Origin of the sequence: Pseudomonas sp. NFACC39-1 (genome assembly GCF_900110355.1) — a bacterium.
GTDB classification, from domain to species: Bacteria; Pseudomonadota; Gammaproteobacteria; order Pseudomonadales; family Pseudomonadaceae; genus Aquipseudomonas; species Aquipseudomonas tehranensis.
In genome coordinates, this window is sequence record NZ_FODL01000008.1 from 72,864 (window position 1) to 96,073 (window position 23,210).

The 23,210-nt window shown below is 60.0% G+C and carries 24 protein-coding genes; 5 read left to right on the forward strand and 19 right to left on the reverse strand.

Features of this window, described 5'->3' with window-relative positions:
* Positions 1-162 precede the first annotated feature (162 nt).
* Positions 163-1,827, forward strand: coding sequence for an electron transfer flavoprotein-ubiquinone oxidoreductase (locus BMY45_RS18245; protein ID WP_092399993.1), 1,665 nt, complete (start codon positions 163-165; stop codon positions 1,825-1,827).
* A 186-nt stretch (positions 1,828-2,013) separates the two neighbouring features.
* Here BMY45_RS18245 and BMY45_RS18250 read toward each other — a convergent pair whose 3' ends face one another.
* Positions 2,014-2,904: an AraC family transcriptional regulator gene (locus BMY45_RS18250; RefSeq protein ID WP_092399995.1), complete on the reverse strand. Its 891-nt coding sequence runs from the start codon at positions 2,902-2,904 to the stop codon at positions 2,014-2,016.
* Positions 2,905-3,083: 179 nt separating this feature from the next.
* On the opposite strand from BMY45_RS18250, the gene BMY45_RS18255 reads away from it, so the two are divergent.
* Positions 3,084-4,136 (forward strand): NAD(P)-dependent alcohol dehydrogenase, encoded by a 1,053-nt coding sequence (locus BMY45_RS18255; protein WP_092399997.1) that lies wholly within the window; start codon positions 3,084-3,086, stop codon positions 4,134-4,136.
* Between the two features lie 6 nt (positions 4,137-4,142).
* On the opposite strand, the gene BMY45_RS18260 is transcribed toward BMY45_RS18255, so the two are convergent.
* The 5 genes from BMY45_RS18260 to BMY45_RS18280 form a co-directional block, all read right to left on the reverse strand.
* Positions 4,143-4,946, reverse strand: a complete 804-nt coding sequence (locus tag BMY45_RS18260) for an IclR family transcriptional regulator (protein WP_092399999.1) — start codon at positions 4,944-4,946, stop codon at positions 4,143-4,145.
* 66 nt (positions 4,947-5,012) lie between these two features.
* Complete coding sequence (locus BMY45_RS18265; RefSeq protein WP_092400001.1) at positions 5,013-6,323, reverse strand: MFS transporter; 1,311 nt, start codon at positions 6,321-6,323, stop codon at positions 5,013-5,015.
* A gap of 189 nt (positions 6,324-6,512) precedes the next feature.
* Positions 6,513-7,661 (reverse strand): galactonate dehydratase, encoded by a 1,149-nt coding sequence (dgoD, locus tag BMY45_RS18270; protein WP_003179439.1) that lies wholly within the window; start codon positions 7,659-7,661, stop codon positions 6,513-6,515.
* A gap of 49 nt (positions 7,662-7,710) precedes the next feature.
* Positions 7,711-8,331, reverse strand: a complete 621-nt coding sequence (locus tag BMY45_RS18275; protein ID WP_047228220.1) for a 2-dehydro-3-deoxy-6-phosphogalactonate aldolase — start codon at positions 8,329-8,331, stop codon at positions 7,711-7,713.
* Positions 8,332-8,348: 17 nt separating this feature from the next.
* Positions 8,349-9,332, reverse strand: coding sequence for a 2-dehydro-3-deoxygalactonokinase (locus BMY45_RS18280; RefSeq protein WP_092400003.1), 984 nt, complete (start codon positions 9,330-9,332; stop codon positions 8,349-8,351).
* Between the two features lie 186 nt (positions 9,333-9,518).
* On the opposite strand from BMY45_RS18280, the gene BMY45_RS18285 reads away from it, so the two are divergent.
* Positions 9,519-10,151, forward strand: coding sequence for a glutathione S-transferase family protein (locus tag BMY45_RS18285; RefSeq protein WP_092400005.1), 633 nt, complete (start codon positions 9,519-9,521; stop codon positions 10,149-10,151).
* A 5-nt stretch (positions 10,152-10,156) separates the two neighbouring features.
* Here the strand turns inward: BMY45_RS18285 and BMY45_RS18290 are convergent, their stop codons facing one another.
* A complete protein-coding gene (locus BMY45_RS18290; protein WP_092400007.1) occupies positions 10,157-10,639 on the reverse strand; it encodes a GNAT family N-acetyltransferase in 483 nt (160 codons plus the stop codon).
* 176 nt (positions 10,640-10,815) lie between these two features.
* Here BMY45_RS18290 and BMY45_RS18295 point away from each other — a divergent pair, with 176 nt between their 5' ends.
* Together BMY45_RS18295 and BMY45_RS18300 are read left to right on the forward strand one after the other, a co-directional pair.
* Positions 10,816-11,157: a hypothetical protein gene (locus tag BMY45_RS18295; RefSeq protein WP_092400009.1), complete on the forward strand. Its 342-nt coding sequence runs from the start codon at positions 10,816-10,818 to the stop codon at positions 11,155-11,157.
* A 65-nt stretch (positions 11,158-11,222) separates the two neighbouring features.
* Entirely contained in the window at positions 11,223-11,603 is a 381-nt protein-coding gene (locus BMY45_RS18300) for a Rho termination factor N-terminal domain-containing protein (RefSeq protein WP_092400011.1), read from the forward strand.
* A gap of 316 nt (positions 11,604-11,919) precedes the next feature.
* Here the strand turns inward: BMY45_RS18300 and araH are convergent, their stop codons facing one another.
* The 12 genes from araH to BMY45_RS18360 all read right to left on the reverse strand — a co-directional run bounded on the left by araH (position 11,920) and on the right by BMY45_RS18360 (position 23,202).
* A complete protein-coding gene (gene araH, locus BMY45_RS18305) occupies positions 11,920-12,888 on the reverse strand; it encodes an L-arabinose ABC transporter permease AraH (RefSeq protein ID WP_076383836.1) in 969 nt (322 codons plus the stop codon).
* 9 nt (positions 12,889-12,897) lie between these two features.
* The gene (araG, locus tag BMY45_RS18310; protein WP_092400013.1) at positions 12,898-14,442 is read right to left on the reverse strand and encodes an L-arabinose ABC transporter ATP-binding protein AraG; all 1,545 of its coding nucleotides are present in this window, start codon (positions 14,440-14,442) and stop codon (positions 12,898-12,900) included.
* Positions 14,443-14,517: 75 nt separating this feature from the next.
* Positions 14,518-15,522 carry a substrate-binding domain-containing protein gene (locus BMY45_RS18315; RefSeq protein WP_092400015.1) on the reverse strand — a complete coding sequence of 335 codons (1,005 nt, stop codon included), beginning with the start codon at positions 15,520-15,522 and terminating at the stop codon, positions 14,518-14,520.
* A gap of 175 nt (positions 15,523-15,697) precedes the next feature.
* Positions 15,698-16,516, reverse strand: a complete 819-nt coding sequence (locus BMY45_RS18320; protein ID WP_092400017.1) for an SDR family oxidoreductase — start codon at positions 16,514-16,516, stop codon at positions 15,698-15,700.
* 226 nt (positions 16,517-16,742) lie between these two features.
* Positions 16,743-17,618 (reverse strand): SMP-30/gluconolactonase/LRE family protein, encoded by an 876-nt coding sequence (locus tag BMY45_RS18325; protein WP_092400019.1) that lies wholly within the window; start codon positions 17,616-17,618, stop codon positions 16,743-16,745.
* Positions 17,615-18,361: a FadR/GntR family transcriptional regulator gene (locus tag BMY45_RS18330; protein WP_092400021.1), complete on the reverse strand. Its 747-nt coding sequence runs from the start codon at positions 18,359-18,361 to the stop codon at positions 17,615-17,617. The genes BMY45_RS18325 and BMY45_RS18330 overlap by 4 nt, the downstream gene beginning before the upstream one ends.
* Positions 18,362-18,538: 177 nt before the next feature.
* Positions 18,539-19,099, reverse strand: a complete 561-nt coding sequence (locus BMY45_RS18335; protein ID WP_047228208.1) for a DUF1285 domain-containing protein — start codon at positions 19,097-19,099, stop codon at positions 18,539-18,541.
* Positions 19,100-19,115: 16 nt separating this feature from the next.
* A complete protein-coding gene (locus BMY45_RS18340) occupies positions 19,116-19,721 on the reverse strand; it encodes a DUF4823 domain-containing protein (RefSeq protein ID WP_092400023.1) in 606 nt (201 codons plus the stop codon).
* Between the two features lie 188 nt (positions 19,722-19,909).
* Complete coding sequence (locus BMY45_RS18345) at positions 19,910-20,878, reverse strand: GTP 3',8-cyclase MoaA (protein WP_092400025.1); 969 nt, start codon at positions 20,876-20,878, stop codon at positions 19,910-19,912.
* Positions 20,879-21,016: 138 nt separating this feature from the next.
* Positions 21,017-21,655, reverse strand: a complete 639-nt coding sequence (locus tag BMY45_RS18350) for a TetR/AcrR family transcriptional regulator (protein WP_003204240.1) — start codon at positions 21,653-21,655, stop codon at positions 21,017-21,019.
* Between the two features lie 384 nt (positions 21,656-22,039).
* A complete protein-coding gene (locus BMY45_RS18355; protein ID WP_092400027.1) occupies positions 22,040-22,834 on the reverse strand; it encodes a TatD family hydrolase in 795 nt (264 codons plus the stop codon).
* An 11-nt stretch (positions 22,835-22,845) separates the two neighbouring features.
* Positions 22,846-23,202, reverse strand: a complete 357-nt coding sequence (locus tag BMY45_RS18360; RefSeq protein WP_047228204.1) for a PilZ domain-containing protein — start codon at positions 23,200-23,202, stop codon at positions 22,846-22,848.
* Positions 23,203-23,210: the final 8 nt, after the last annotated feature.

Below are 23,210 nucleotides of genomic sequence, written 5' to 3' on the forward strand. Positions count from 1 at the left end.
GTTTGTATTGGACCCTGAGAGTGGTGTAGATATAATGCGCCGCTTAAGAGAGAAGCGCGGGTCATTCATTGCCGCTTTCGTCGATTTCGCGAAGCAGATCGTGGATGCAACGCCAAACCTCCAATTAGAAAAAACTGTTGAGCCTTGAGTAGGAGATAGCCTGTGGAACGCGAATACATGGAATTCGACGTGGTCATCGTCGGTGCCGGCCCCGCTGGCCTGTCTGCCGCTTGCCGACTGAAACAGAAGGCCGCCGAAGCCGGTAAGGAAATCAGCGTCTGCGTGGTCGAAAAAGGCTCCGAAGTCGGTGCGCACATTCTCTCCGGTGCGGTATTCGAACCCCGCGCCCTGAACGAACTGTTCCCGGACTGGAAAGAACTCGGGGCACCGTTGAACACGCCCGTCGTGCGCGATGACATTTATGTCCTGAGAAACGCCGAGACCGCGAGCAAAATCCCTGATTTCTTTGTGCCCAAGACCATGCACAACGAAGGCAACTATATTATTTCCCTGGGCAACCTGTGCCGCTGGCTGGCCCAGCAGGCCGAGAACCTGGGCGTGGAAATCTACCCGGGCTTCGCCGCCCAGGAAGCGCTGTTCGACGAAAATGGCGTCGTACGCGGGATCATTACCGGCGACCTCGGTGTGGACCGTGAAGGCAAGCCGAAGGAAGGCCTCTACACCCCTGGCATGGAGCTGCGTGGCAAATACACGCTGTTCGCCGAAGGCTGCCGTGGTCATATCGGCAAGCAACTGATCAAGCGCTTCAACCTGGACAGCGACGCCGACGCCCAGCACTACGGCATCGGCCTGAAGGAAATCTGGGAAATCGACCCGGCCAAGCATCAACCGGGCCTGGTGGTGCACACCGCCGGTTGGCCGCTGGACATCATGGGCACCGAAAATACCGGGGGCTCTTTCCTTTATCACCTGGAAAACAACCAGGTGGTGGTCGGCCTGATCGTCGACCTGTCCTACAGCAACACTTTCCTGTCGCCGTTCGACGAGTTCCAGCGCCTCAAGCATCACCCGGTGCTCAAGCAGTACCTGGAAGGCGGCAAACGCGTCAGCTACGGTGCTCGTGCTATCTGCAAGGGCGGCCTGAACTCGCTGCCGAAAATGGTCTTCAAGGGCGGCGCGCTGATCGGTTGCGACCTCGGCACCCTGAACTTCGCCAAGATCAAAGGCAGCCACACCGCCATGAAATCCGGCATGCTCGCCGCCGAGGCGGTGGCCGATCGCCTGTTCGCCGAATCCGAAGGCGGTGATGAACTGACTGCTTACGTCGACAGCTTCAAGAACAGCTGGCTGTATGAAGAGCTGTTCGCCAGTCGTAACTTCGGCCCAGCGATCCACAAGTACGGCGCCATCATCGGCGGCGGCTTCAACTGGCTCGACCAGAACATCTTCGCCGGCAAGCTGCCGTTCACCTTGCATGACACCAAACCGGACTACGCCTGCCTGAAACTGGCGGCTGACTGCAAGAAGATCGACTACCCGAAACCGGACGGCAAGCTCAGCTTCGACAAACTCAGCTCGGTATTCATCTCCGGTACCAACCATGAAGAAGAACAGCCCTGCCACCTGAAACTGACCGATCCGAGCATCCCGATCAGCAAGAACCTGCCGCTGTATGACGAACCGGCCCAACGCTATTGCCCGGCCGGGGTGTACGAAGTGGTGACCAAGGAAGACGGCGAGAAACGCTTCCAGATCAACGCCCAGAACTGCGTTCACTGCAAGACCTGCGACATCAAGGACCCTGCACAGAACATCACCTGGGTTTCGCCGGAAGGCGCCGGCGGGCCGACTTACCCGAACATGTAAGCCGATTCGCTGAACATCAAGGCTCCCGACATGGGGGCCTTTTTGTTGCCTGCGATTCCAAGAACCACCACGGTCCAAATGTGGGAGCAGGCTTGCTCGCGAAGGCGTCGTGTCAGTCACCAAAAATACTGATAGATAAACCGCTTTCGCGAGCAAGCCCGCTCCCACAGGGGGATTTGCGCTGGATCAAGCGGCGCGCTCTTCCCCGGGACTGCGCTCAAAGTAACGCTTGTACTCCCGGCTGAACTGCGACGAACTCTGATACCCCACCTGGTGCGCAACCTGGGCCACGCCCATACCCTCGATCAGCAGCAACCGCTGAGCCTTGAGCAGACGCAGGCGCTTGAGGTACTGCACCGGTGACAACAGCGTGCTGCGTTTGAAATGTTCATGGAAGGTCGAAGCACTCATGTTCGCGCAACTGGCCAGCGTCTCGACGTTCAACGGCTCGGTGAAATGCGCGTGCAGATGGCTCAGTGCAGCGGCAATCCGGGCAAACTGGCCTTGCTGCTCCACCAGCGCGCGCAGTACGTCGGCCTGGGGCCCGCGCAAGACGACGAACAGCAATTCCCGCAGTCGCGCCTGGCCCATGACCTGACACTCCAACGGATCGTGCAAGCAGTGCAACAGCCGTTCGACACACCCTCGCATAGCACCATCGAGCGTGGCGATGGTCATGGATTCCGGCGTCTGCGCCGCCAGGCTTCGCCCCGGCGTCAACCCCATCGCCAGCACCAGCTCCCCCAACATCGCCCGATCAATCGCCACGGAAATCCCGAGCAACGGAGCATCGGGCAGGGCATAGGTTTCGCATTCGAACGGCACCGGCAACGCCTGGATCAGGTAATGCCCAGCGCCGTACTCCAGTGTGCGAGGTCCCAGGTAAGCCAGTTTGCTGCCTTGGGCAATGATCACCAGGCTTGGCTCGTAGAGCTGCGGACCTCGGGCGATGTCCTGGCTGCACCGCAGGACTTGTACGCCAGGCAGCGGCGTAGGAACAAAACCGTCACGGGTCGCCAGGGGTTCGATCAGCGAAACCAGCGCCGCGTTGGCATCGAGATGGCGGGTCAACTTCATGAGAAAAACTTCGCGAAAAAAGGGATGAAAACATCATCGCAGGTCTGACGCCTGGCAGTATCAAACCATAGCCAACGTCGGAGGAATAGGCATGACATCCGTAGAAATTGCCATCGCCCCGAACCGACAGGACTCGCAGAATGAACCCTCTCACCGTTCACAGCCAAGCGAGGTCCATTATGTACACTGCCATCGGATATGCCGCCCAATCGGCCACCACTCCCCTCGCCCCGATGAAGTTCGAACGCCGCAGCCCGCGAGCCGACGATGTGGCGATCGACATTCTCTACTGCGGTGTCTGCCATTCCGACATCCATCAGGCCCGCAATGAATGGGGTATTGCCGTTTATCCGTTGATGCCCGGCCATGAGATCGTCGGAAAAGTCACCGCCGTCGGTGCGAATGTCACACGCTATAAGATCGGCGACCTGGTAGGCGTTGGCTGCATGGTCGACTCCTGCCGCGAATGCGAAGCCTGTCGCGCCGACCTGGAGCAATACTGCTACCAGGGCATGACGCAGACCTACGCCAGCCCGGATCGCATCAGCGGCGGCCACACCATGGGCGGTTATTCCAACAGCATCGTGGTCAGCGAGCACTTCGTGCTGCGCATCCCGGAAACCCTCGATCCGGCCGGCGCCGCGCCGATTCTCTGCGCTGGCATCACCACCTACTCGCCCCTCAAGCACTATGGCGTGAAGGCCGGCGACAAGGTCGGCGTGCTGGGCATGGGCGGCCTCGGCCACATGGGCATCAAGTTCGCCAAGGCCATGGGCGCAGAAGTGACGCTGTTCACCCGCTCGGCGAGCAAGGCTGACGAGGCCCGTCGCCAGGGCGCCGACCATGTGATCGTGTCCACCGACGCCGAGCAGATGGCCGCTGCCGCCGGTCATTTCAACTTCCTGCTGGACACCATTCCGGTGCAGCACGACCTCAACCCCTACCTCAGTACCCTGCGGTTCGACGGTGTACACATCTTGGTGGGCCTGGTCGAGCCGATCGATCCGCCAGTCCATGCGGCCAACTTGATCATGGGCCGTCGGGTCCTGGCCGGTTCGTTGATCGGTGGTGTTGCCGAAACCCAGGAAGTGCTGGATTTCTGCGCCGAACACAACATCAGCTGCGACATTGAAATGCTCGACATCCGCCAGATCAACGAGGCCTACAGCCGCATGATCGCAGGCGACGTGAAGTATCGCTTCGTCATCGACATGGCAACGCTCAAAGCCTGACGCTCGTCAGACCTTCGCGCCAAGTTCGGCCGACAGCCGGGCTGTGACCCCTTTGACCAGGGGAATCAGCTCGGCCATTTTTTCCAGCGGCATATACGGTACGGTGCTGGCGATGCTGATACCGGCGACGATATGCTTGCCGGCATCTCGGATCGGCGCTGCCACACAACGAATCGACGGCTCATTGTCTTCCAGATCGAAGGCATAACCACCCGCTACATACTCCACCATCCGCTGCTGGAACTGCTCCCAGGATTGCTCCTGATGCTGAGGCCAGAACTGATTCTTCCCACCCGCCGGCAAGCTGATTTCATACAGCCTTTTCCATTGTTCCTGAGAATCATCGAGCATCAACGCCTTACCGATCCCGGTACGCGCCAGCGGCATGCGATGGCCCACGCGCGAACGCATTTCCGGGCCATTGCGCCCCGGATTTTTCAGCAGGTACAACACCTCGTCACCCTCGCGTATCGCCAGGTGAACCGTGTCACCGGTGAGCGCGGACAACTCGTCCAGGTAAGGCCCCGCCAGGCTCACCAGCGGCAACTCTTCCCGGGCCTGAAAACCCAGCTCGATCAGCTTCGGCCCCAACAGATAACCCACTTGCGGCACCACGCGCAGGTAGCGCTCATCCACCAGGCAACTGGCCAGGCGATGGGTGGTGCTGCGGGTGGTGCCGATCAACCGGGCGATTTCCTTCAAGTCACGGGCACCGCTGGCGACCGCCTGGACCACACCCAGACCACGCAGCAGTGTCTGGGTGCCTGTGGGCGCCGCGTCCTTGGTGATTTTTGGATCGTCTTGCTGCATATCCGGCCTTCAACAGTGAGCGGGGAACGGGGAACGGGCGGCATTATGGTCGCCCGCCCCGTCGGACTACAACTCGATGCGCTCGACCTTCCCCACCAGCAGGATGTAGGACAGCGCACCAATCAACGCCAGCACGGCGATATAGGTGATGGCCGGGGCAAACGAATCGCCGCTGGCGAGAAAACCGATGACGATGGGCGTGGCGATGGCCGCCAGGTTACCGATGAAATTGAACACCCCGCCCGTCAACCCGAGCAACCGCGCGGGCGCCAAGGTCGACACCAGCGACCAGGTGATCGACGCCAGGCCATTGCCGAAAAATGCCAGGGCCAGGAAAGCGATCACCAGCGGTGTCGACTCAACAAAGTTGGCGCCGATGATCGCCGTAGAGATCAGCAACCCGCCGATGATCGGCAGCTTGCGGGCAAACCCCACCGTGGAACCGCGACGGATCAACCAGTCGGAGAAGAACCCGGAACACAACACACCGACAAACGCGGCGAGGAACGGCAACGACGCCAGCAGGCCTGACTTGATGAAGTCCATGCCGCGATATTTCACCAGGTAGGTCGGGAACCACGTCAGAAAAAACCACAATGTGGAATTCAAGCAGAACTGGCCCAGGTAGATGCCCCACAACTTGCGCTGGGTCAGGACGATCCCCAGGTCCGCCCAACTGAACTTGGCCTTGGCCTTGGCTGTATCGGCTTGTATATCCACCAACCCGCCGCCTTCGCGGATCAGTTCGATCTCGGCGGCGTTGACCCCTTTGAAATCCCGCGGTTCGCGATACACCGCGTACCAGATCACCGCCCAGAGAATGCCCACCGCACCCGTGGCGACAAACACCATGTGCCAACCGAAAGCATGTTGCAGCCACGCCAATACCGGCGTCAGGAAGGCCAGCCCGACGAACTGCCCGGACGTGTAGAAACCAATGGCCGTAGCCCGCTCACGCTCAGGAAACCAGGTGGTGACCACGCGGCTGTTGATCGGGTACGCCGGTGCTTCCAAGGCCCCCACCGCCATGCGCAGGACGAACAACGCGATGAAGCTGGCGGCAAAACCGAGCATCACCGTGGCCACCGACCACAACAATAGTGCAACGCTATACAAAATACGCGGGGGCACCCGGTCCACCAGCCAGCCACCCGGGATCTGCATGGCGGCGTAGGTCCAGCCGAACGCCGAGAAAATCAGCCCGACGTGGATCGGGTCGATGCCCAGCTCACTGGTCAGCGCGGGGGCGGCGATTGAGAGGTTGCTGCGGTCCAGGTAGTTGATCACCACGGTGATGAACAGCAGGACCATGATGAAAAAACGCTTGCGGCTGGGCGTCACCAACGACGCTTGCGCGCTCAGGGTGTGCGCTTGCATGTGAGTGCCTCTTTTTATGTTTATTGAGGAAACGGGGGCATTGCTGGAGATCTCCCTGCAGAAGAAGATCCAGTGTGGGAGCGGGCTTGCTCGCGAAGACGGCGTATCCGTTGGCTGATGTATGACTGACACACCGCCTTCGCGAGCAAGCCCGCTCCCACATTTAAACCGAGAGAGTCAGGACTCAAATCACCACTCAGCAAAACTGCCATCGGCATGACGCCAGATCGGGTTGCGCCAGCGGTGGCCGATGGCCGCGCGTTCGATGACGTACTCCTCGTTGATCTCGATGCCCAGGCCCGGGCCGTTAGGGATTTTCACGAAGCCCTTGTCGTAGTCGAACACCTGCGGATCCTTGATGTAATCCAGCAGGTCGTTGCTCTCGTTGTAATGGATGCCCAGGCTCTGCTCTTGGATGAACGCGTTGTAGCAAACCGCATCCAGTTGCAGGCACGCCGCCAGGGCAATGGGCCCCAGTGGGCAGTGCAGTGCCAGCGCCACGTCGTAGGCCTCGGCCATGTTGGCGATCTTGCGGGTTTCGGTGATGCCACCGGCGTGGGACGCATCCGGCTGGATGATGTCCACGTAGCCTTCGCTGAGCACCCTTTTGAAATCCCAACGCGAGAACAGCCGCTCACCCAAGGCAATTGGCGTGCTGGTCAAAGGTGCCAGCTCCTTGAGGGCTTCGTAGTTTTCACTGAGCACCGGCTCTTCGATGAACATCAATTTGTACGGATCAAGTTCCTTCATCAGCACTTTGGCCATCGGCTTGTGCACCCGGCCGTGGAAGTCCACGCCGATGCCGACGTTCGGCCCGACTGCGTCCCGCACCGCCGCGACGTTGGCCAGGGCCAGATCGACTTTTTCAAAGGTGTCGAGAAACTGCAGCTCTTCGGTGCCGTTCATCTTCACCGCCGTGAAGCCCCGCGCCACGGCTTCTTTCGCCGCTCGGGCGGTGTCCGCCGGACGGTCGCCGCCGATCCACGAATACACGCGGATCTTGTCGCGCACCTGACCGCCGAGCAAATCGCTGACTGACACGCCCAGGGCCTTGCCCTTGATGTCCCACAGCGCCTGGTCGATACCGGCCAGGGCGCTCATGTGGATCGCGCCGCCACGGTAGAAGCCGCCGCGATACAACACCGTCCAGATATCTTCGATGTTGCGTGGGTCTTTGCCAATCAGGTAGTCGGACAATTCTTCAACAGCCGCAGCCACCGTGTGGGCGCGGCCTTCGACCACGGGCTCGCCCCAGCCGGTGACACCTTCATCGGTTTCGACTTTGAGGAAGCACCAGCGCGGCGGAACGATAAACGTGGTCAGTTTGGTGATTTTCATCGTGTTGTCTCTCTTATCAGATGCAGCGCGCGGGGCGCTGGAAAAGTCTTCAGTTCAAGGCATTCCACGCGGCCACGTAGGCCTTGGCGCGCACCGCCACTTCGTCAGCCGTCAGGCCCGGCTTGAACAACCCGGAGCCGAGGCCAAAGCCCTTGACGCCGGCCTCGACGAATACCGCCATGTTGTCCGGGGTAATCCCGCCCACCGGCACCAGCACGGTTCCGGCCGGCAGCACCGCGAGCCAGGCCTTGACCACCGCCGGGCCCATTTGCTCGGCCGGAAACATCTTCAACACATGGGCGCCTTCGGCCAGCGCGGCAAAGGCTTCGGTGGGCGTGGCAACACCGGGCGACAAGTAGAGCCCTGCCGCTTTCGCCGCCCGCAACACCTTTGGATCGCTATGGGGCATGACGATCACCTGACCACCGGCGGCTTTGACCTGCTCGACCTGCTCCGGCGTCAGCACCGTGCCGGCACCGATCAGGCAATCGGCGGGCAAGGTACTGCGCAGGATGCGGATACTTTCGTACGGTTCGGGGGAATTGAGCGGTACTTCGATGACGCGAAATCCGGCGCCATAAAGGACTTCGCCGATAGCGGCGGCCTCTTCCGGACGCAGACCGCGCAAAATTGCGATCAGCCCGTTGTGCGCCAGTGCTTGTGTGAGCATGTCAGACCTCCAGTCGTTTAACGCGATGCGGTGGAATCGAGCAGCCCGGCCGCCACGGCCAGTTGCCACAAACCCCGCTCGGTGGCCTGTTCGGCCAGGGTCACCCGGGCAAAACCGCAGGCGTCGAGGGCCCGTTGATAACGGGCACAGAGTTGCGAGTTGCCGATCAGCACCACCGTCGGCAGATGGATGGTGTCGCGCCGTCGGCGTTGCACGGTGGCCAGGGCCATCAGTTCATGACCGATCAGGAGGCCGGAAAGGTAATCCGCCTGGGCGCTGGCACTGAGCTCGCCAGTCAAGCCCAGACTGCGGGCACTGAACACGGTGGACAACGGGCCGATCTGGCCGTCCACGGACAACGCCACCTGCACGCCGCGATCAAAAGCCAGGCTATCGAACGCCGTGCCACGTTGCTGGGTGCGGCCGAGAATGCTGTGGTCGCTGAGCACAGCGAAGATCTCGCCGGTCATGAAAGTGTCGAAATGCACGATGCAGCCATCGGCGACTTCCACCCATTTCGAATGACTGCCAGGCAGGCCGATCAGCACCGCTTCGTTCGGCAAACGGTGCAACGCGCCGAGCACCTGGGTTTCTTCGCCGCGCATGACATTGGGCAACCGCGAACGCTGGATCACCCCCGGCACGATGTGCACATCGACGCCGCGAAGACTGCGAATGGTTTGTAGGGAATGTCCGAGATTGGCGACATTGGCAGGTGTGTCGCAATAAGGCACTTCACGCCAGCCCTGGGCGCTACCGACCATGCCGCAGGCGATGACCGGCAAACCTGGCTGAGCGTCGAGCCAATCGCCGCAAGCCTCATCGAACGCCAATTCGAAGCCATCGATGCACACCCGGCCGGCCAGGGTTCGCGGCCCGGAGGGCAACTGCATGATCCCCGTCGACAGCGAGCGCTGTTCGAGCACCTCGCCATCGGCGGCGAGTTTGTAAGCCCGTAATGAGGTGGTCCCCCAATCGAGCGCGATCAATTGCGCCTGCATCCGCTTCACCTGTTTTGTTTTTTGGCAGTGAGTGCACGGACTATAAACCTCGGCGCAACAAAATCTCAATATATAAATATCACTCCCATATATTGGGATGATCGTATTTCACGCAAAGTTATCGTCATTCACCCACGAACCCTGCTACGTTTTCTGCCGGACGCCTTAGAACTCAGGGAAATGTTTATGGGACAACTACTGAAAATCCTCGGTCGCACCTCCTCCATCAATGTCAGAAAAGTGCTGTGGACCTGCCAGGAACTGGAAATAGCCTATGAACGCGAGGACTGGGGCATCGGTTTTGCTTCGACCCATGATCCCGAATTCCTGGCTCTCAACCCCAACGCCCAGGTACCGGTGATCATTGACGAGAACGGTGTGCTGTGGGAGTCCAACACCGTTTGCCGCTACCTGGTTGGCAAGCATGGACGTAGCGATCTGCTGCCCGTCGAACCGGCCGCCCGGGCGCGCGTTGAGCAGTGGATGGATTGGCAGGCGACCGAACTCAACCCGTCTTGGGGTTATCCGTTTTACGCGTTGGTGCGCAAGGATCCGGATTGTCAGGATCCCCAACGTATAGCCGCAGGGATTAAAGGCTGGAACGAAAAGATGGGGTTACTGGAGGATCAGTTGAACCGTACTGGCGCCTACGTGGCCGGTGCGGATTTTTCCCTCGCGGATGTGCTCATCGGGCTGTCGGTGCATCGCTGGCGCCAGACGCCCATGGAACGTCCCGACTACCCGGCCGTGGCCGCTTATTGCAAACGACTCGAACAACGGCCGGGGTTTGCCGAGTACGCGGGCGCCGCGTACTCATGAACCGCTCAGTTGCCTTGGGCGAAATCCCGTAGCACCTTGCCGTCCATCCGGTAGCGCACCCACTCTTCCTGAGGTTGCGCGCCGAGGGACTTGTAAAACTCGATCGCCGGCGTGTTCCAGTCCAGCACGCTCCACTCGAAGCGACCGCAATCGTTGTCGCAGGCAATTTTCGCCAGGTGACGCAGCAGCGTCTTCCCTGCCCCGCCGCCGCGCTGGTCAGGCGTGATGTACAGGTCTTCGAGGTACAGGCAGTTGCTGCCCAGCCACGTGGAATAACTGAAAAAAAACACCGCATAACCGATGGGCACGCCATCACGCAGACAGATCAGTCCATGGGCAGTGGAGCCCTCGCTGAACAGGCTGCGCTGAATGTCCGTCACGCTGGCAATGACTTCGTGGCGGGCCTTTTCGTAATCGGCAAGTTCAGTGATGAAGGCAAGGATTTGAGGCGCATCACTGGGTTGCGCAGGGCGAATCTGGATCGACATGAACGAGCCTTGTAGCCAATGGAAAACGCCATACTAAGCCGTCGCGCTGCACTCGTCACATCTCAAGAAAAATTTACGTGATGCTTCCAGAGGACCGTTCGTCGTCCGCGAGGCACCAACTCCGATTCAGGGCAGCCCAAAATCAGGCAAGCATTCTGAAAAATGGAGGCGACACCATGATTTCATCAAGGCTGACTGCATTCACACTTGCCACGCTGCTGTCTTCGGCCGCTTTCGCGGCGAGCACTTCAGGCACCGGGCCGACCGATCCGGTGCAAGCGCCCAATTCCCCCGCTACGCAAGGCCTGCCCACGTTGAATACCGACGGTACCGGCGGCGGTCTGAACAATGGTCAGCCTCCCGCCAACGGCACCGATCCGCGGGTGCAGGGCAATGATGCGGGTCGTCAGGGCGGCATGAATACGCCGGACTCCAATGCCCCTGATAATGCCGAGACCGGCACGGGCTCGAAAACCACCACCGGCGGTTCGGGTTCCGAGGGTGGCGCCAGCCAGTAACCCCGGGGAGCGAGCGATCCGCTCCTGGCGGGTGGCTCTGCTCACGCACTTGAGGAGAGATTCCCATGCCTCGTGGAAGCAAAGACAAATACACAGCCGAGCAAAAGCGCAAAGCCGAACACATTGAAGCCAGTTATGAGAAAAAGGGTTTGTCCGAGGACAAGGCCGAGGCGCGAGCCTGGGCCACGGTGAACAAGCAGTCTGGCGGCGGTGAACGTGCTGGCGGGTCGGGGAAGGCCAAACCGGCCGCGCAAAAGCAAACCGACCGCAAGGAGTCGGCCCGTCGCGCCGCCAAGACCCGCGAAGGTCAGCCGCGCACCAGCCAGGCCTCCCGCGCGACCCAGACTGTGGATAACCTGATGAAAGAGGCCCGGGCGAAGAACATTCCCGGACGTTCGAAGATGCGTAAGCAGGAACTAATCCAGGCGTTGCGCAAGGCGGGTTGATCGCCGGCGTTCACCCGGACGCCATCGCGAGCAGGCTCGCTCCCACACTGGATCTGCGATGAGCCAGGTAGTTCTGACTGGCACACCTGCCGTGGATCTGCGGTGGCCCAAGTGTTGTGCGTGGCGCCAATCCTGTGGGAGCGGGCTTGCTCGCGAAGGCAGTGGGTCAGCTTGCATCAATACTGAATGGGCCGCCGTCTTCGCGAGCAAGCCCGCTCCCACACTGGATCTGTAATGAGCCAAGTAGTTCTGACTGGCACAAATCCTGTGGGAGCGAGCCTGCTCGCGATTGTGGCTGGCCCGGTCGGGGCAGATTTCAGCGTTGTTTCATTCGGTCGATCACCACCGCCAGCAACAGGATCGAGCCCCGGATGACGTATTGGTAGAAGGTGTCGATGTTCTTCAGGTTCATCGCGTTTTCGATAATCGCCAGAATCAGCACCCCGGCGATGACATGGCGAATCATGCCGATACCGCCGCTCAACGACACCCCACCCAACACGCAAGCCGAGATCACGGTCAGTTCAAAGCCCTGGCCGATCATCGGTTGGCCCGAGGTCATGCGTGAGGCCAGGATCACACCCGCCAAGGCACCGATCACACCATGCACGGCGAAGATGATGATCTTGGTCCGATCAACGTTCACCCCCGCCAACAACGCCGCCTCTTGGTTGCCACCAATGGCCATGGTGTTGCGCCCGTAGGTGGTGTAGTTCAACAACCAGCCGAAAAACAGAAAGCAGACAATGGTGATCAGGATCGGTACCGGCACGCCGAACATTTGGCCGTTACCAAACACGAAGAACGATTCCTGGGACACGCCCACCGCCTTGCCATTGGCAAAGATGTAGGCCAGGCCCCGGACGATCTGCATGGTCGCCAGCGTGGTGATCAACGCATTGACCCGCAGCTTGGCAATGACGATGCCATTGATCAGCCCGACGATCAGCCCCATCACCAGCGCTGCGCTGACGCCGAGGAACACGCTATTGGTGTCACGCATCACCACCGCCGCGACCACACCGGCACAGGCAATCACCGAACCCACCGACAAGTCGAAGTGCCCGGAAGCCAGGCAATACAACATGGTGCAGGCCGCGATACCCGTGGTGGAAATCGCCAGACCCAGGCCTCGCATGTTCAGGGGTGACAGGAAGTTGTCGATCATCAGGGTGCAGAGCACGAAGATTGCGACAGCCGCCAGCAGCATGACCCAGTCGTCCAGGAAGCGCCGCAGATCCAGGGGTTTGCGTGCCGTTGGCAGTGCATTGTTTTGTATGGTCATGTTTACCTCTCAGTTCGCCGCGTCGGCAACGCGTTGGCGTGGCAGCGCCAGTTGCAGCAGGTTGGATTCATTGGCCTGGTCACGCGGCAGCTCGCCGCGCATGGCCCCTTCGCAGAGCACCAGGATTCGGTCGGAAATGCCCATCACTTCCATCAGATCGCTGGACACCACAATCACCGCAATGCCATCGGCCGCCAGGTTGTGGATGATCTGATAAATCTCGGCCTTGGCGCCGATGTCGATACCGCGCGTGGGCTCGTCCAGCAACAGGACTTTCATCGGCATCGACAGCCAGCGGCCGAGAATCGCTTTCTGCTGATTGCCGCCGGACAGGTACATGATTTTCTGACCCGCAGACGGGGTCTTCACTTTCAGCGCCTTGATCTGCTTGTCGGCGTTACCCCGCTCCCATTCACCGCGCAACAAGCACCTCAGGGTGGAATGGCTCGCACGGGCACTGATGTTGATGTTCTCGCCGACGCTGGCCAGCGGCATGATGCCTTCCTTCTTGCGGTCCTCCGGGCAGAGCAATACGCCCGCGGCAATGGCATCCCGAGGCGAACGCAGTTTCAACGACTGGTCATGCAGAACCAGGCGCCCATCAGTCTGGCGTTCCAGCCCACTGAGCAACCGCAGCAACTCGGTACGACCGGCGCCAACCAGCCCGAACAGGCCGAGGATTTCGCCTTTATGCACCTGGAAACTCACCGGTTCGCGCAGGCCCGGGCCGAGCAGCCCCTCAACCTTCAACGCCACATCGCCGCGCTCGCGAGGGCGGTAATCGTAGATGTCCTGGATGTCGCGACCGACCATGCAGGTGACCAACTGATCGTGGGTCAACTCGCTCATGTTCTCGAAGGTACGCACGTAACGGCCGTCCTTGAACACCGTGACCGCGTTACAGATGCGGAACACCTCTTCCATGCGGTGGCTGACATACAGCACCACTTTGCCTTCGTCCCGCAGGCGGGTGATGATCGCCATCAGGCGGTCAATTTCCCGTGCCGAGAGGCTGCTGGTGGGTTCATCGAAGGCAATGACATGGGCGCCACGGGACAAGGCCTTGGCGATTTCCACCAGTTGACGCTGGCCGAGGGACAGGCGACCGACCTTTTCCTGAGGGTCGATTTCGTCGGCCAGGCCTTTGAGCAACGCCAACGCCTGCTGGCGCAGTTGCCCGCGATTGACCAGGCCGAAACGGGCCGGCAAATGCCCCAAGAACAGGTTTTCGGCAACGGTCATTTCCGGCACCAGGTGCAGCTCCTGATGAATCACCGCCACGCCGCTGGCAATGCTGTCGGCGGTGCCTTTGAAGGCCATCGTCTGCTCGCCGATCTGCAGGTCGCCGCTGCTGGGGATGTAGGCACCGCCGAGGATCTTCAGCAACGTGGACTTGCCCGCGCCGTTCTCGCCCATCAAGGCATGGACCTGTCCCGGATGAGCAACGAAACTGATATTGGCCAGCGCCTGCACACCGGGAAAGGATTTACCAATCCCGTTGAACCGCAAGCTACCGCCCATGTTGTGTTGCTGTGTCGCTGTTTGCGCTTGCATAACCACCTCGAACTCACAGAGATCAAGCGACCCCGACACTCGTCAAGCCAGGGCCACTTTTGAATCAACCGACCATCAGTTCCACAGGCCGATCTTCTCCAGCTCTTGCTTGAAGTTCTCCCGAGTGATCAGCGTCACCTCGTCCATGGCGGTGTACTTCGGTGGCTCTTTGCCGGTGGTGATCCACTCGTACATCATCTCGGCAGTCTTGTAGCCTTCGATGTGTGGGCTTGGCAGCATCGAACCGAAGAAACCACTGTCGGCTTTCTTCAACTCGCCAATGGCGTCGGTGCCGTTGATACCGATCCCGATCACATTGGCCGCCTTGAACCCGGCGCTTTCGGTGGCGCGCACGCCGCCCAGCACCGTGTTGTCGTTCATGCCGCCAATGATCAGGTTTTTCGCCCCGCTGGGCAGTTTCACCAGGGCCGAGTTAGTGGCGTCCATGCTGCCCGGCACGTCGAGGGTTTTCAGCGCGGTATAAAGGATGTGATCGTCTGGAAAGCCGGCCTTCTTCAGGGCGTCGACCGAACCGTCGGTGCGCTTCTTGCCCGTATCCAGTTCGTTGTAGGTGTTGATCACGGCATAGGTGTCTTTCCAGTCCCAACCGCGCTTTTTCGCCTCAGCGGCCATCGCGGCTCCCTGCTTCTGGCCCACTTCGAATGCGGCCATGCCCAGGTACGGCACGTCTTCCATGAACTTGCCATCGGAACCGACGAAGCGGTCATCGACAGCAATCACTTTCATGTCGTTGAGTTTGGCCTTGGCCATAATGGCCGGGCCAAGGGCCACGTCCGGTGGGCAAATCACAAAGCCCTTGGCGCCGTTGGCGGCGAGGCTATCGATGGCCGAGAGGGTCTTCTCGCCGTCCGGCACGGCGATCTTGATCACCGTGAAGCCCCTGTCCTTACCGGCTTTTTCGGCAAACGCCCATTCGGTCTGGAACCAGGGTTCCTCGGCCTGCTTGACCAGAAAACCGATCTTCACTTCTTCCGCTGCCAGCAAGGTGCTGCTGAGGCTGACGGCAGTAACCGCCAGGGCGGCACGGCACAGGGAACGGATCCCACGACGATGATTCATAGCTGTCTCCTTGTTTTTTTTATTGAAAGCCAAAACGTCCAGGGCCCTGCTCCAACATCAGTGGAAATGCGCAGGCTGGGCGGTCAAACATGTTGCTGCACAGCATAGGTCCAAATAGTCATATCGTATGATGATTGGATTACAGGCGAAGTTTCCGACTGAAATCCCGGCATATTCAGTCGTGGTACATGACCGAACGTCCACCATCGATGGTGATGCACGAGGCGTTGATGAAAGGTGCTTCATCGCTGGCCAGGAACACCGCCGTCATTGCCACTTCGATCGGTTGGCCGATGCGGCGTGGCGGGTGCAGATCCAGCGCACGCTGGCGTTCGGCATGTGGATCGGCGAAGCCGTTCCAGTAGTCGATATTCAGTTGGGTTTCGATGTAACCCGGCGCAATGGCATTCACGCGCACGCCTTTGGGCGCGTATTCGATACCCAATGCGCGGGTCAGGCCGAGCAGTCCGTGCTTGGCCACCGGGTAAGGGAAACAACCGGGAATGATGTGGGATGAATGGGTCGAGGCGATATTGATGATGCTGCCCCCGCCCTGCTCAAGCATCTGCGGCAACACAGCCTTGCAGCCGTACCAGGCGCCATCCAGGTCGATAGCGAAGCAGCGGCGCCAGTCCTCTTCGGTCATTTCCAGCGGGTCACGGAATACGTTCACGCCCGCGCAGTTCACCAGGACGTCGATGCGACCGTGCAGCTCGACGGCGCGACGGGCCATGGCATGCAGGTCCTGCTGGTTCGACACATCGGCTTTGAGTGCCTGCACATCCGCCCCGCGTTCACGCCAGAGGGCAGCGACGTTCTCAACCTTGTCGGCCTGGATATCACTGATGACCAAACGAGCCTGCTGCGAGGCGAACGCGGCGACGATCGCCTCGCCAATGCCTTGGGCGGCACCGGTCAGCAGCACCACTTTGTTTTTCAGGCGTTCGCCTTTCGCAGGTTCAGGCATCGGTGACAAGGACAGGGTCTGGGCCATGATTCAAGACTCCTGCCAGTCAGCACGACGAAAACCGGACATCCAGAGAGGGCCGGGCGAAAGGCTTTTGGAATCGCGTACGCCGTCGGGCGGTACGGAGGAAGATCGTGGCATCACTTCACCTGTCTTGTTTTTTTAGTGTGAGTGCGTATCGCTGATGGGACCGACTATAAACCCGCTCGCCAAATAATCTCAATATATATATTTACATCCCACATTTTGGGATTCATCCTGCAAACCGCGTACAAGCCACACCCGGTACATCGACCCGCATCGACAACACCGCGCCGTCGAGTGGATGGTTAAGCGGGCTCGCCGCACTGGTGATGTACAAAGTCTTAAGGTCTTCACCGCCGAACACGCAGCTGGTGGGACGACTGACCGGCAGCTCGATTACCCGATCGACATGCCCGTCCGGGTCCAGCCGCAGCAGGCAACTGCCGTCCCAGCGAGCATTCCAGACGAAACCGCTGGCATCCATTGCCGAGCCATCGGGTCCGCCGCGCGGGTGAGGGCCAAACCAGACCTCGGCGGGGGCCAGACTGCCGTCGGGATAAATGAAGTGACGGTAAAGCGTGCCGTCGAGACTTTCTCCGAAGTACACCGTCGTGCCATCGGGGCTCCACAACAACGTATTGGGAATGCCCCGTTCACGCAGCAGAGGCTTTACCCGGCCATCGGCACCAATACGAAACAGGCCGCCGGATCGCCGTTCAATGGGCAGGTCTTCGCCGTTTTCGCCGATGTTGTTCTGCATGGTGCCGAGCCAGAGTTGACCCAGGGCATCGCAACGGGCCTCGTTGGCACGATTGCCAGGCTGGGGATCGGCCATGCACAGCAACTTCAGGCGCGGTTCCAGACCCGACGACTCCAGGTCCAGCCGATAGACACCGCTGCTCAGGGTCACCAAGGCGTCGCCGCTGTGTGTCGGAATGAAAGCGGATACATGTTCGGGCATCTGCCAGATTTGCACATTGGCGCCGATCAGTCGCAGCGCCTGCTTACCGGCGATGTCGACCCAATACAAGGCCTGGGTCGGCTCATCCCAGAAGGGGCCCTCGCCCAATGTCGCCCGGTGTTCCGTCACAGCCGTCCACATTATTGAAAACTCCTGTCTGCTGCTTGACCGGCGATCTCTGTCCGCCCGGCCATGACGTTAGGGTAAAAGCGCTTGATCGCCAGGTCAGCGTTATCGATCAAGGTCATGCAGGCCCAGACGCCCCGCGCCGCATCACGGGCAGCGATGGCTTCGGCAATATCCTTGTGAATCGGCAAGGTGCGGCGCAGTTCATCCGGGTCGGCGGCGGACACCTCGAACGACACCGCCAGCAGCGCGCCCAAGGCCGGGACCATTTGTTCGATGAATTGGTTATGGCTGGCGGCGAGGATGCATTCATGGAAGAACTGGTCGGCGCGGTTGTAATCGGCGCCGCTGTCCACCGCACGCTCCAGGGCATGGTAGGCCAGACGGATCGCCTGCACCTGGTCGGCGGTTGCTCGCTCACAGGCCCAGCGCACCGCCATCGGTTCAATGGTGCGCCGCAGATCCAGCAGGTCGTCGACAAAATTTTCCGGCAGCCCGCTGCGCGACAGCCAACCAACCACCTGCGGGTCAAACAGGTTCCAGCGGCGCACCGGCAACACCCGCGTACCGACTTTCGGTCCGACTTCCAGCATGCCTTTGGCCACCAGGGTCTTGATCGCTTCGCGGATCACCGTGCGACTGACGCCCAGTTGCTCGCCGAGGTCCGCTTCAACCTTGATGGTCTGCCCAGGCTTGACCTGACCGGCAGCTATCCAGCCTCCCAGCCAATCGACGGTCGATGCGTGAAAACTGCTGGACATGAACACCCCATGGACCACGTTCTATAGAGGCCCAAACTAATCATCATATGATTGGGTGTCAATTTGAATTTTACGGCTTCACCCGGGTGGGAGCGAGCCTGCTCGCGATAGCGGTGGATCAGTTAAGACAAGTTGGTCATGCTGCCGTCATCGCGAGCAGGCTCGCTCCCACAGGGATCAGGGTTCCAGGCCGATCGGGAAAAATACCCCGCCACTCCACACCCCCAGCCAGCGCTGACCGTCGATCTCGCGACTGACCGCCAGCTCCACCAGTTGGTAGAACACATTGCGATGGATCAGCGCTTCGAGGTTACTGCGTACGTGCACGTAGGGCGCGGGCTCCTGCGTCTGCGGATCGATCACCACCCGCATCGGATGTTCGCCGCCGGCCTCAGTGGTTTCCTCGACGTTGGTGGTGAAGCGCAGTCGCTGCTGCTCACCCTGCCCTTCAACCTCCAGGGTCACCGCCACAAACGGTGCATCGTCGACTTTGATGCCAACTTTTTCCACAGGAGTGATCAGGAAGTAATCATCGCCGTCGCGACGGATGATGGTGGAGAACAGCTTGACCATTGGTTTGCGCCCGATTGGCGTGCCCAGGTAGTACCAGGTGCCATCCCGGGCGATGCGCATGTCGATATCGCCGCAGAAGTCAGGATTCCACAGGTGGACTGGCGGCAAACCTTTGGTCTTGGGGATCTGCCCCAGCAAGTCATTGGCTTTTTGCGGTCCGCTCATGGTGACTCCTTGAATGTTACTGGTCGCTCACTCCCAACAGGCTGCGGGCATACTGGCGCAAAGGGGCAGCGATCAGGTCTTCTGGCTGTTTGTCGTGCAACGTCAGTAAACCGCCACGACTCTTGATGCGTGCAGTATCAATCAAATACTGGGTGCTGGTCTCGATCAACATGATTTGAATGACGCTGGTGTCGACACCCAAGCGGTCCACAGCCTCTTCATCCAGCCATTCATCGGTGTTGCCGATGCGGTTGTCGGCCTTGGCGAACCGCGTATACAGCAAGTAATGAGCACCGGCGGCACGGGCTTCGCCCATGGCCTGGTCCAGGCCCTCCGGAACGCGGGCGCGACGCACCATGGGGAAATACTCGATGAAACCGTTGAAGGCCTCTTCGGCGACAACATTGGGCCGCGGGTAGGCACTGCCGGGAGGCGCAAACGCGCCCTGGGCAATGTAGATGAACGAATCCGGCTGGATGCGCAGGTTATTCACACGACGGCTGTCGCTGTGGTCCAGCAAACCGGCGTCGCTCATGTGATAGCGGACGCCCTCCCCCATGTCGCTGACATTCATGCAGCCACCAAGCGCCAAAACGGCCAGCAGCAAAACCAGGCTACGCATCCTACCCTCCAAAAACCGGTGACGGAAAACCGGCGAATGGCCATTGGATGCAGCTTTTGCGCCAGCTCATCGAAATGGGGGTGTCAGACACATCCAAGTGAATGGGAAATTGCTATCGCGGGCAAGCCTTGCTCCCACAGGTACGGTGTTCACCTTGTGGGAGCAAGGCTTGCCCGAGCTAGCATTCGTCAACCGCCGATGATTTTCATGATGGTCGCGCCGCCGGAGAAGGCCACTTCCTGCTTGTCCCCCAACGCCTTGACCAGCAAGCGCTGCAGAGCCGGCAAGGCCTGATGACGGGGCTTGTCCAGAAGATCGCCGACAAAATGCCGGTTGCTCGACGAGAGACAGCCATGCAACCAGCCGGTGGAGGACAGCCTCAAACGCGAACAGGTGCGGCAGAACGGCACGCTTTCGTTGGCAATCACGCCGAAGTGCCCCTGCCCGGGAATTTCATAGCGCACGGCGGTGGCATCCACCGGAGCGTCGGCTTGCAGGTACTCGTACTGGTCGCCGATCAGGCTCAGCAACTGCTGAAGGCTGACGAATTGCTGCAGGAACGCGTTGGAGTCGCTGGCCAGGTGCCCCATGCGCATCAGCTCAATGAAGCGCAGCTCATAGCCGCGCTCCAGGCAGTACTCGAGCAATGGCATCACCTGATCCAGGTTCTGCCCGCGCAACGGCACCATGTTGACCTTGATCTTCATTCCCGCCGTACGGGCCTGTTCCATCCCGTCGAGTACGCTTGCCAGATCGCCACCGCGGGCGATGCTGCGAAACGCCACAGGGTCCAGGGTATCGAGGGAAACGTTGATGCGGCGGATGCCGGCATCTACCAGCAAAGGCAGCTTTTTGGCCAGTAACTGACCATTGGTGGTCAGGCTGATGTCCTCCAGGCCCATCTGCCCCACCGCCATCATGAAGCTCTCAAGCTTGGGGCTGACCAGCGGCTCGCCGCCGGTGATGCGCAGCCGCTCGATACCGGCCGCTTCGATCAGGTAGGCCACACCGCGCGCCATGGCCTCGGCCGACAGTTCATCCTGCGCAGCCACTAGCCGCTTGCCGTTGGGCACGCAGTAGGTACAGGCGTAATTGCAGGCTGAAGTCAGGCTGATTCGCAAATTGCGAAAACGCCTGCCTTGACGGTCAACGATCATGGATCACTCCGGCGAAAGAAGAATCGGACTTACGAAACTTGACCCAGAACTCAAGTTTTCGCAAGGCCCAAGCCTGAGTATATTCCTGGGACACTGCGCCATGTAAGCGGACATGGCGCAATCAGGCAGCTGAATGACTTAGCTGCTCGGAACGTCGGTGTCACGCTTGCGCTTGTTGCCCATGCGAACGCCTATGTCCATCAGGAACTGGAAGAAACCTTCCTGGTCTTCCAGCACGTTGCTCCAGAACGGCGAGTGATACAGCGCCACCGCGCCGTGCACTAACGCCCAGGCGGCGCAGTAGTGGAAATAGGGCGGCACGTCTTCGAGCTTGCCTTCACTGATCCGGCCTTTGATCAGCAGGGTCAGGCGTTCGAAGTTCGAGGCGCGGATCTTGTGCAGTTCCTCGACCATCTCCGGCACCTGGTTGCCCTTGACCACCTTCTCTTCCAGGCGGTCGAACAAGCGATAACGCTGCGGATCGCGCATGCGGAATTCGAAGTAGGCCCGGGACAGGGCCTCCTTGTCCTTGTCCACATCGGCCGAATGCAGCAGCTCATTCAAATCGCGCTCGTAATCAAGCATCAGGCGCAGGTAGATCTCCGCCTTGGATTTGAAATGTTTATAAATCGTGCCTTTGCCGATACCCACGGCATCCGCAATCATCTCGACGGTGACGCTGTCTTCACCCTGGTCGAGGAACAACTTGAGCGCGGTGTCGAGAATTTCCTGCTCGCGGCGACGAAACTCACGGACCTTACGGGGTTCTTTGTGCATAAGAAAAAGGTCTGAAGGGTCAAAATTCGAAGCCGAGTATTATGCCTAACTTACGCAAAAATGCACGGATCATCCGTTCCCAACCACAGTTCTTCACAAAACCGTGCAGCTGCAGCTTCCTGTCGTTCGCTTCGCCGCACCGTAACGACTGGCTTTGACGGCAGTGAGAACTTATCCGAAGCGAGCGTATTCCAAATTTGTTTAAAAACCAGCCCGGCCAAACTGGACGCGTCAGCATACTGATCAATACTTGAACTGTCGGCGCGACATCTCCCCCAAGTGACGCGCCGGTAAAGGTACCAACGGACCGTGTGCCTTTGTTTTACTCCTAATGGTCTTAACCCGGATTCACCCCCCAGAACCCGGGTTTTTTTTGCCTGAAATTCAGGCTTGCGCCGAGCGGACATGGGCCAGCGGAAACAGCCGCTTGAAGTTCTCCGTAGTCTGTTCGGCAAGCCGCTCGTAGGACTCGCCCCGCAACATCGCCAGGAATTCCGCCACTTCCCTCACATATTGCGGAAGGTTCGGCTTACCCCGATACGGAATCGGGGCAAGGTACGGGGAGTCGGTTTCCACCAACAGACGATCGACCGGCACTTTGCTGGCCACGTCCCGCAGAGCGTCGGCATTGCGAAACGTGACAATGCCGGACAAGGAAATGTAATAGCCCATGTCCAGCGCGGCTTTGGCCATGTCCCAGTCTTCGGTGAAGCAATGCAGCACACCCGCCTGGGGCAGCGCGGCCTCACGCAACAAGGCCAGGGTGTCGGCCCGGGCGCCGCGGGTGTGGATGATCACCGGTTTGCCGGTCTGTTGCGCAGCCTCCAGATGCAGCCGGAACGAAGCCTGCTGAACCTCGGCGGCTTGCGGTTCGTAGTGATAGTCCAGGCCGGTTTCGCCAATGGCGACCACCCGCGGATGGTCGAGCTCGCGCAACAGCCAATCCAGGGCAGGCGTAGCATCGGGCTGGACATCCAGAGGATGGATGCCGACTGAACAATCGACATCTGCATAGCGTTCGGCCAGGGCTTTGACGTCGGCGGCATTGTCGGCGCTGACGCCGATGCACAGGAAGTGACCGACGCCGCGCTGGCGGGCGGCATCCAGTGCAGCATCCAGCGAGCCGTCGTGGGCCGCGAGGTCGAGCCGATCAAGGTGACAATGGGAATCTACAAGCATAAAGGGTCGGGCTACATCGTATGGGTGGGACGGTCGGACTTCAGGGTTCCGGCCAGGTGGGTTTCGATCTGATTACGGGCTGAGTGGTCGCCGTCGTTGAACTGCACACCGACACCGGCAGCCCGGTTACCCTGGGCGCCTTTGGGCGTCATCCAGATCACCTTGCCGGCGACCGGGATCTTCTCCGCTTCGTCCATCAGGCTCAAGAGCATGAACACCTCATCGCCCAAGCGATAATTCTTGTTGGTGGGAATGAACAGGCCGCCGTTCTTGATGAAAGGCATGTAGGCGGCGTAGAGCACCGACTTATCCTTGATGGTCAAGGACAGGATGCCATTGCGTGGACCGGGACTGACAGGTTCGTTCATGCTGATCT

Excerpts from the sequence above, each read along its gene's own strand:
- BMY45_RS18250 (WP_092399995.1), bottom strand. The coding sequence starts at position 2,904 with ATGAAGTTGACCCGCCATCTCGATGCCAACGCGGCGCTGGTTTCGCTG.
- BMY45_RS18255 (WP_092399997.1), top strand. The coding sequence starts at position 3,084 with ATGTACACTGCCATCGGATATGCCGCCCAATCGGCCACCACTCCCCTC.
- BMY45_RS18260 (WP_092399999.1), bottom strand. The coding sequence starts at position 4,946 with ATGCAGCAAGACGATCCAAAAATCACCAAGGACGCGGCGCCCACAGGC.
- BMY45_RS18265 (WP_092400001.1), bottom strand. The coding sequence starts at position 6,323 with ATGCAAGCGCACACCCTGAGCGCGCAAGCGTCGTTGGTGACGCCCAGC.
- dgoD (WP_003179439.1), bottom strand. The coding sequence starts at position 7,661 with ATGAAAATCACCAAACTGACCACGTTTATCGTTCCGCCGCGCTGGTGC.
- BMY45_RS18275 (WP_047228220.1), bottom strand. The coding sequence starts at position 8,331 with ATGCTCACACAAGCACTGGCGCACAACGGGCTGATCGCAATTTTGCGC.
- BMY45_RS18280 (WP_092400003.1), bottom strand. The coding sequence starts at position 9,332 with ATGCAGGCGCAATTGATCGCGCTCGATTGGGGGACCACCTCATTACGG.
- BMY45_RS18285 (WP_092400005.1), top strand. The coding sequence starts at position 9,519 with ATGGGACAACTACTGAAAATCCTCGGTCGCACCTCCTCCATCAATGTC.
- BMY45_RS18290 (WP_092400007.1), bottom strand. The coding sequence starts at position 10,639 with ATGTCGATCCAGATTCGCCCTGCGCAACCCAGTGATGCGCCTCAAATC.
- BMY45_RS18295 (WP_092400009.1), top strand. The coding sequence starts at position 10,816 with ATGATTTCATCAAGGCTGACTGCATTCACACTTGCCACGCTGCTGTCT.
- BMY45_RS18300 (WP_092400011.1), top strand. The coding sequence starts at position 11,223 with ATGCCTCGTGGAAGCAAAGACAAATACACAGCCGAGCAAAAGCGCAAA.
- araH (WP_076383836.1), bottom strand. The coding sequence starts at position 12,888 with ATGACCATACAAAACAATGCACTGCCAACGGCACGCAAACCCCTGGAT.
- araG (WP_092400013.1), bottom strand. The coding sequence starts at position 14,442 with ATGCAAGCGCAAACAGCGACACAGCAACACAACATGGGCGGTAGCTTG.
- BMY45_RS18315 (WP_092400015.1), bottom strand. The coding sequence starts at position 15,522 with ATGAATCATCGTCGTGGGATCCGTTCCCTGTGCCGTGCCGCCCTGGCG.
- BMY45_RS18320 (WP_092400017.1), bottom strand. The coding sequence starts at position 16,516 with ATGGCCCAGACCCTGTCCTTGTCACCGATGCCTGAACCTGCGAAAGGC.
- BMY45_RS18330 (WP_092400021.1), bottom strand. The coding sequence starts at position 18,361 with ATGTCCAGCAGTTTTCACGCATCGACCGTCGATTGGCTGGGAGGCTGG.
- BMY45_RS18335 (WP_047228208.1), bottom strand. The coding sequence starts at position 19,099 with ATGAGCGGACCGCAAAAAGCCAATGACTTGCTGGGGCAGATCCCCAAG.
- BMY45_RS18340 (WP_092400023.1), bottom strand. The coding sequence starts at position 19,721 with ATGCGTAGCCTGGTTTTGCTGCTGGCCGTTTTGGCGCTTGGTGGCTGC.
- BMY45_RS18345 (WP_092400025.1), bottom strand. The coding sequence starts at position 20,878 with ATGATCGTTGACCGTCAAGGCAGGCGTTTTCGCAATTTGCGAATCAGC.
- BMY45_RS18350 (WP_003204240.1), bottom strand. The coding sequence starts at position 21,655 with ATGCACAAAGAACCCCGTAAGGTCCGTGAGTTTCGTCGCCGCGAGCAG.
- BMY45_RS18355 (WP_092400027.1), bottom strand. The coding sequence starts at position 22,834 with ATGCTTGTAGATTCCCATTGTCACCTTGATCGGCTCGACCTCGCGGCC.
- BMY45_RS18360 (WP_047228204.1), bottom strand. The coding sequence starts at position 23,202 with ATGAACGAACCTGTCAGTCCCGGTCCACGCAATGGCATCCTGTCCTTG.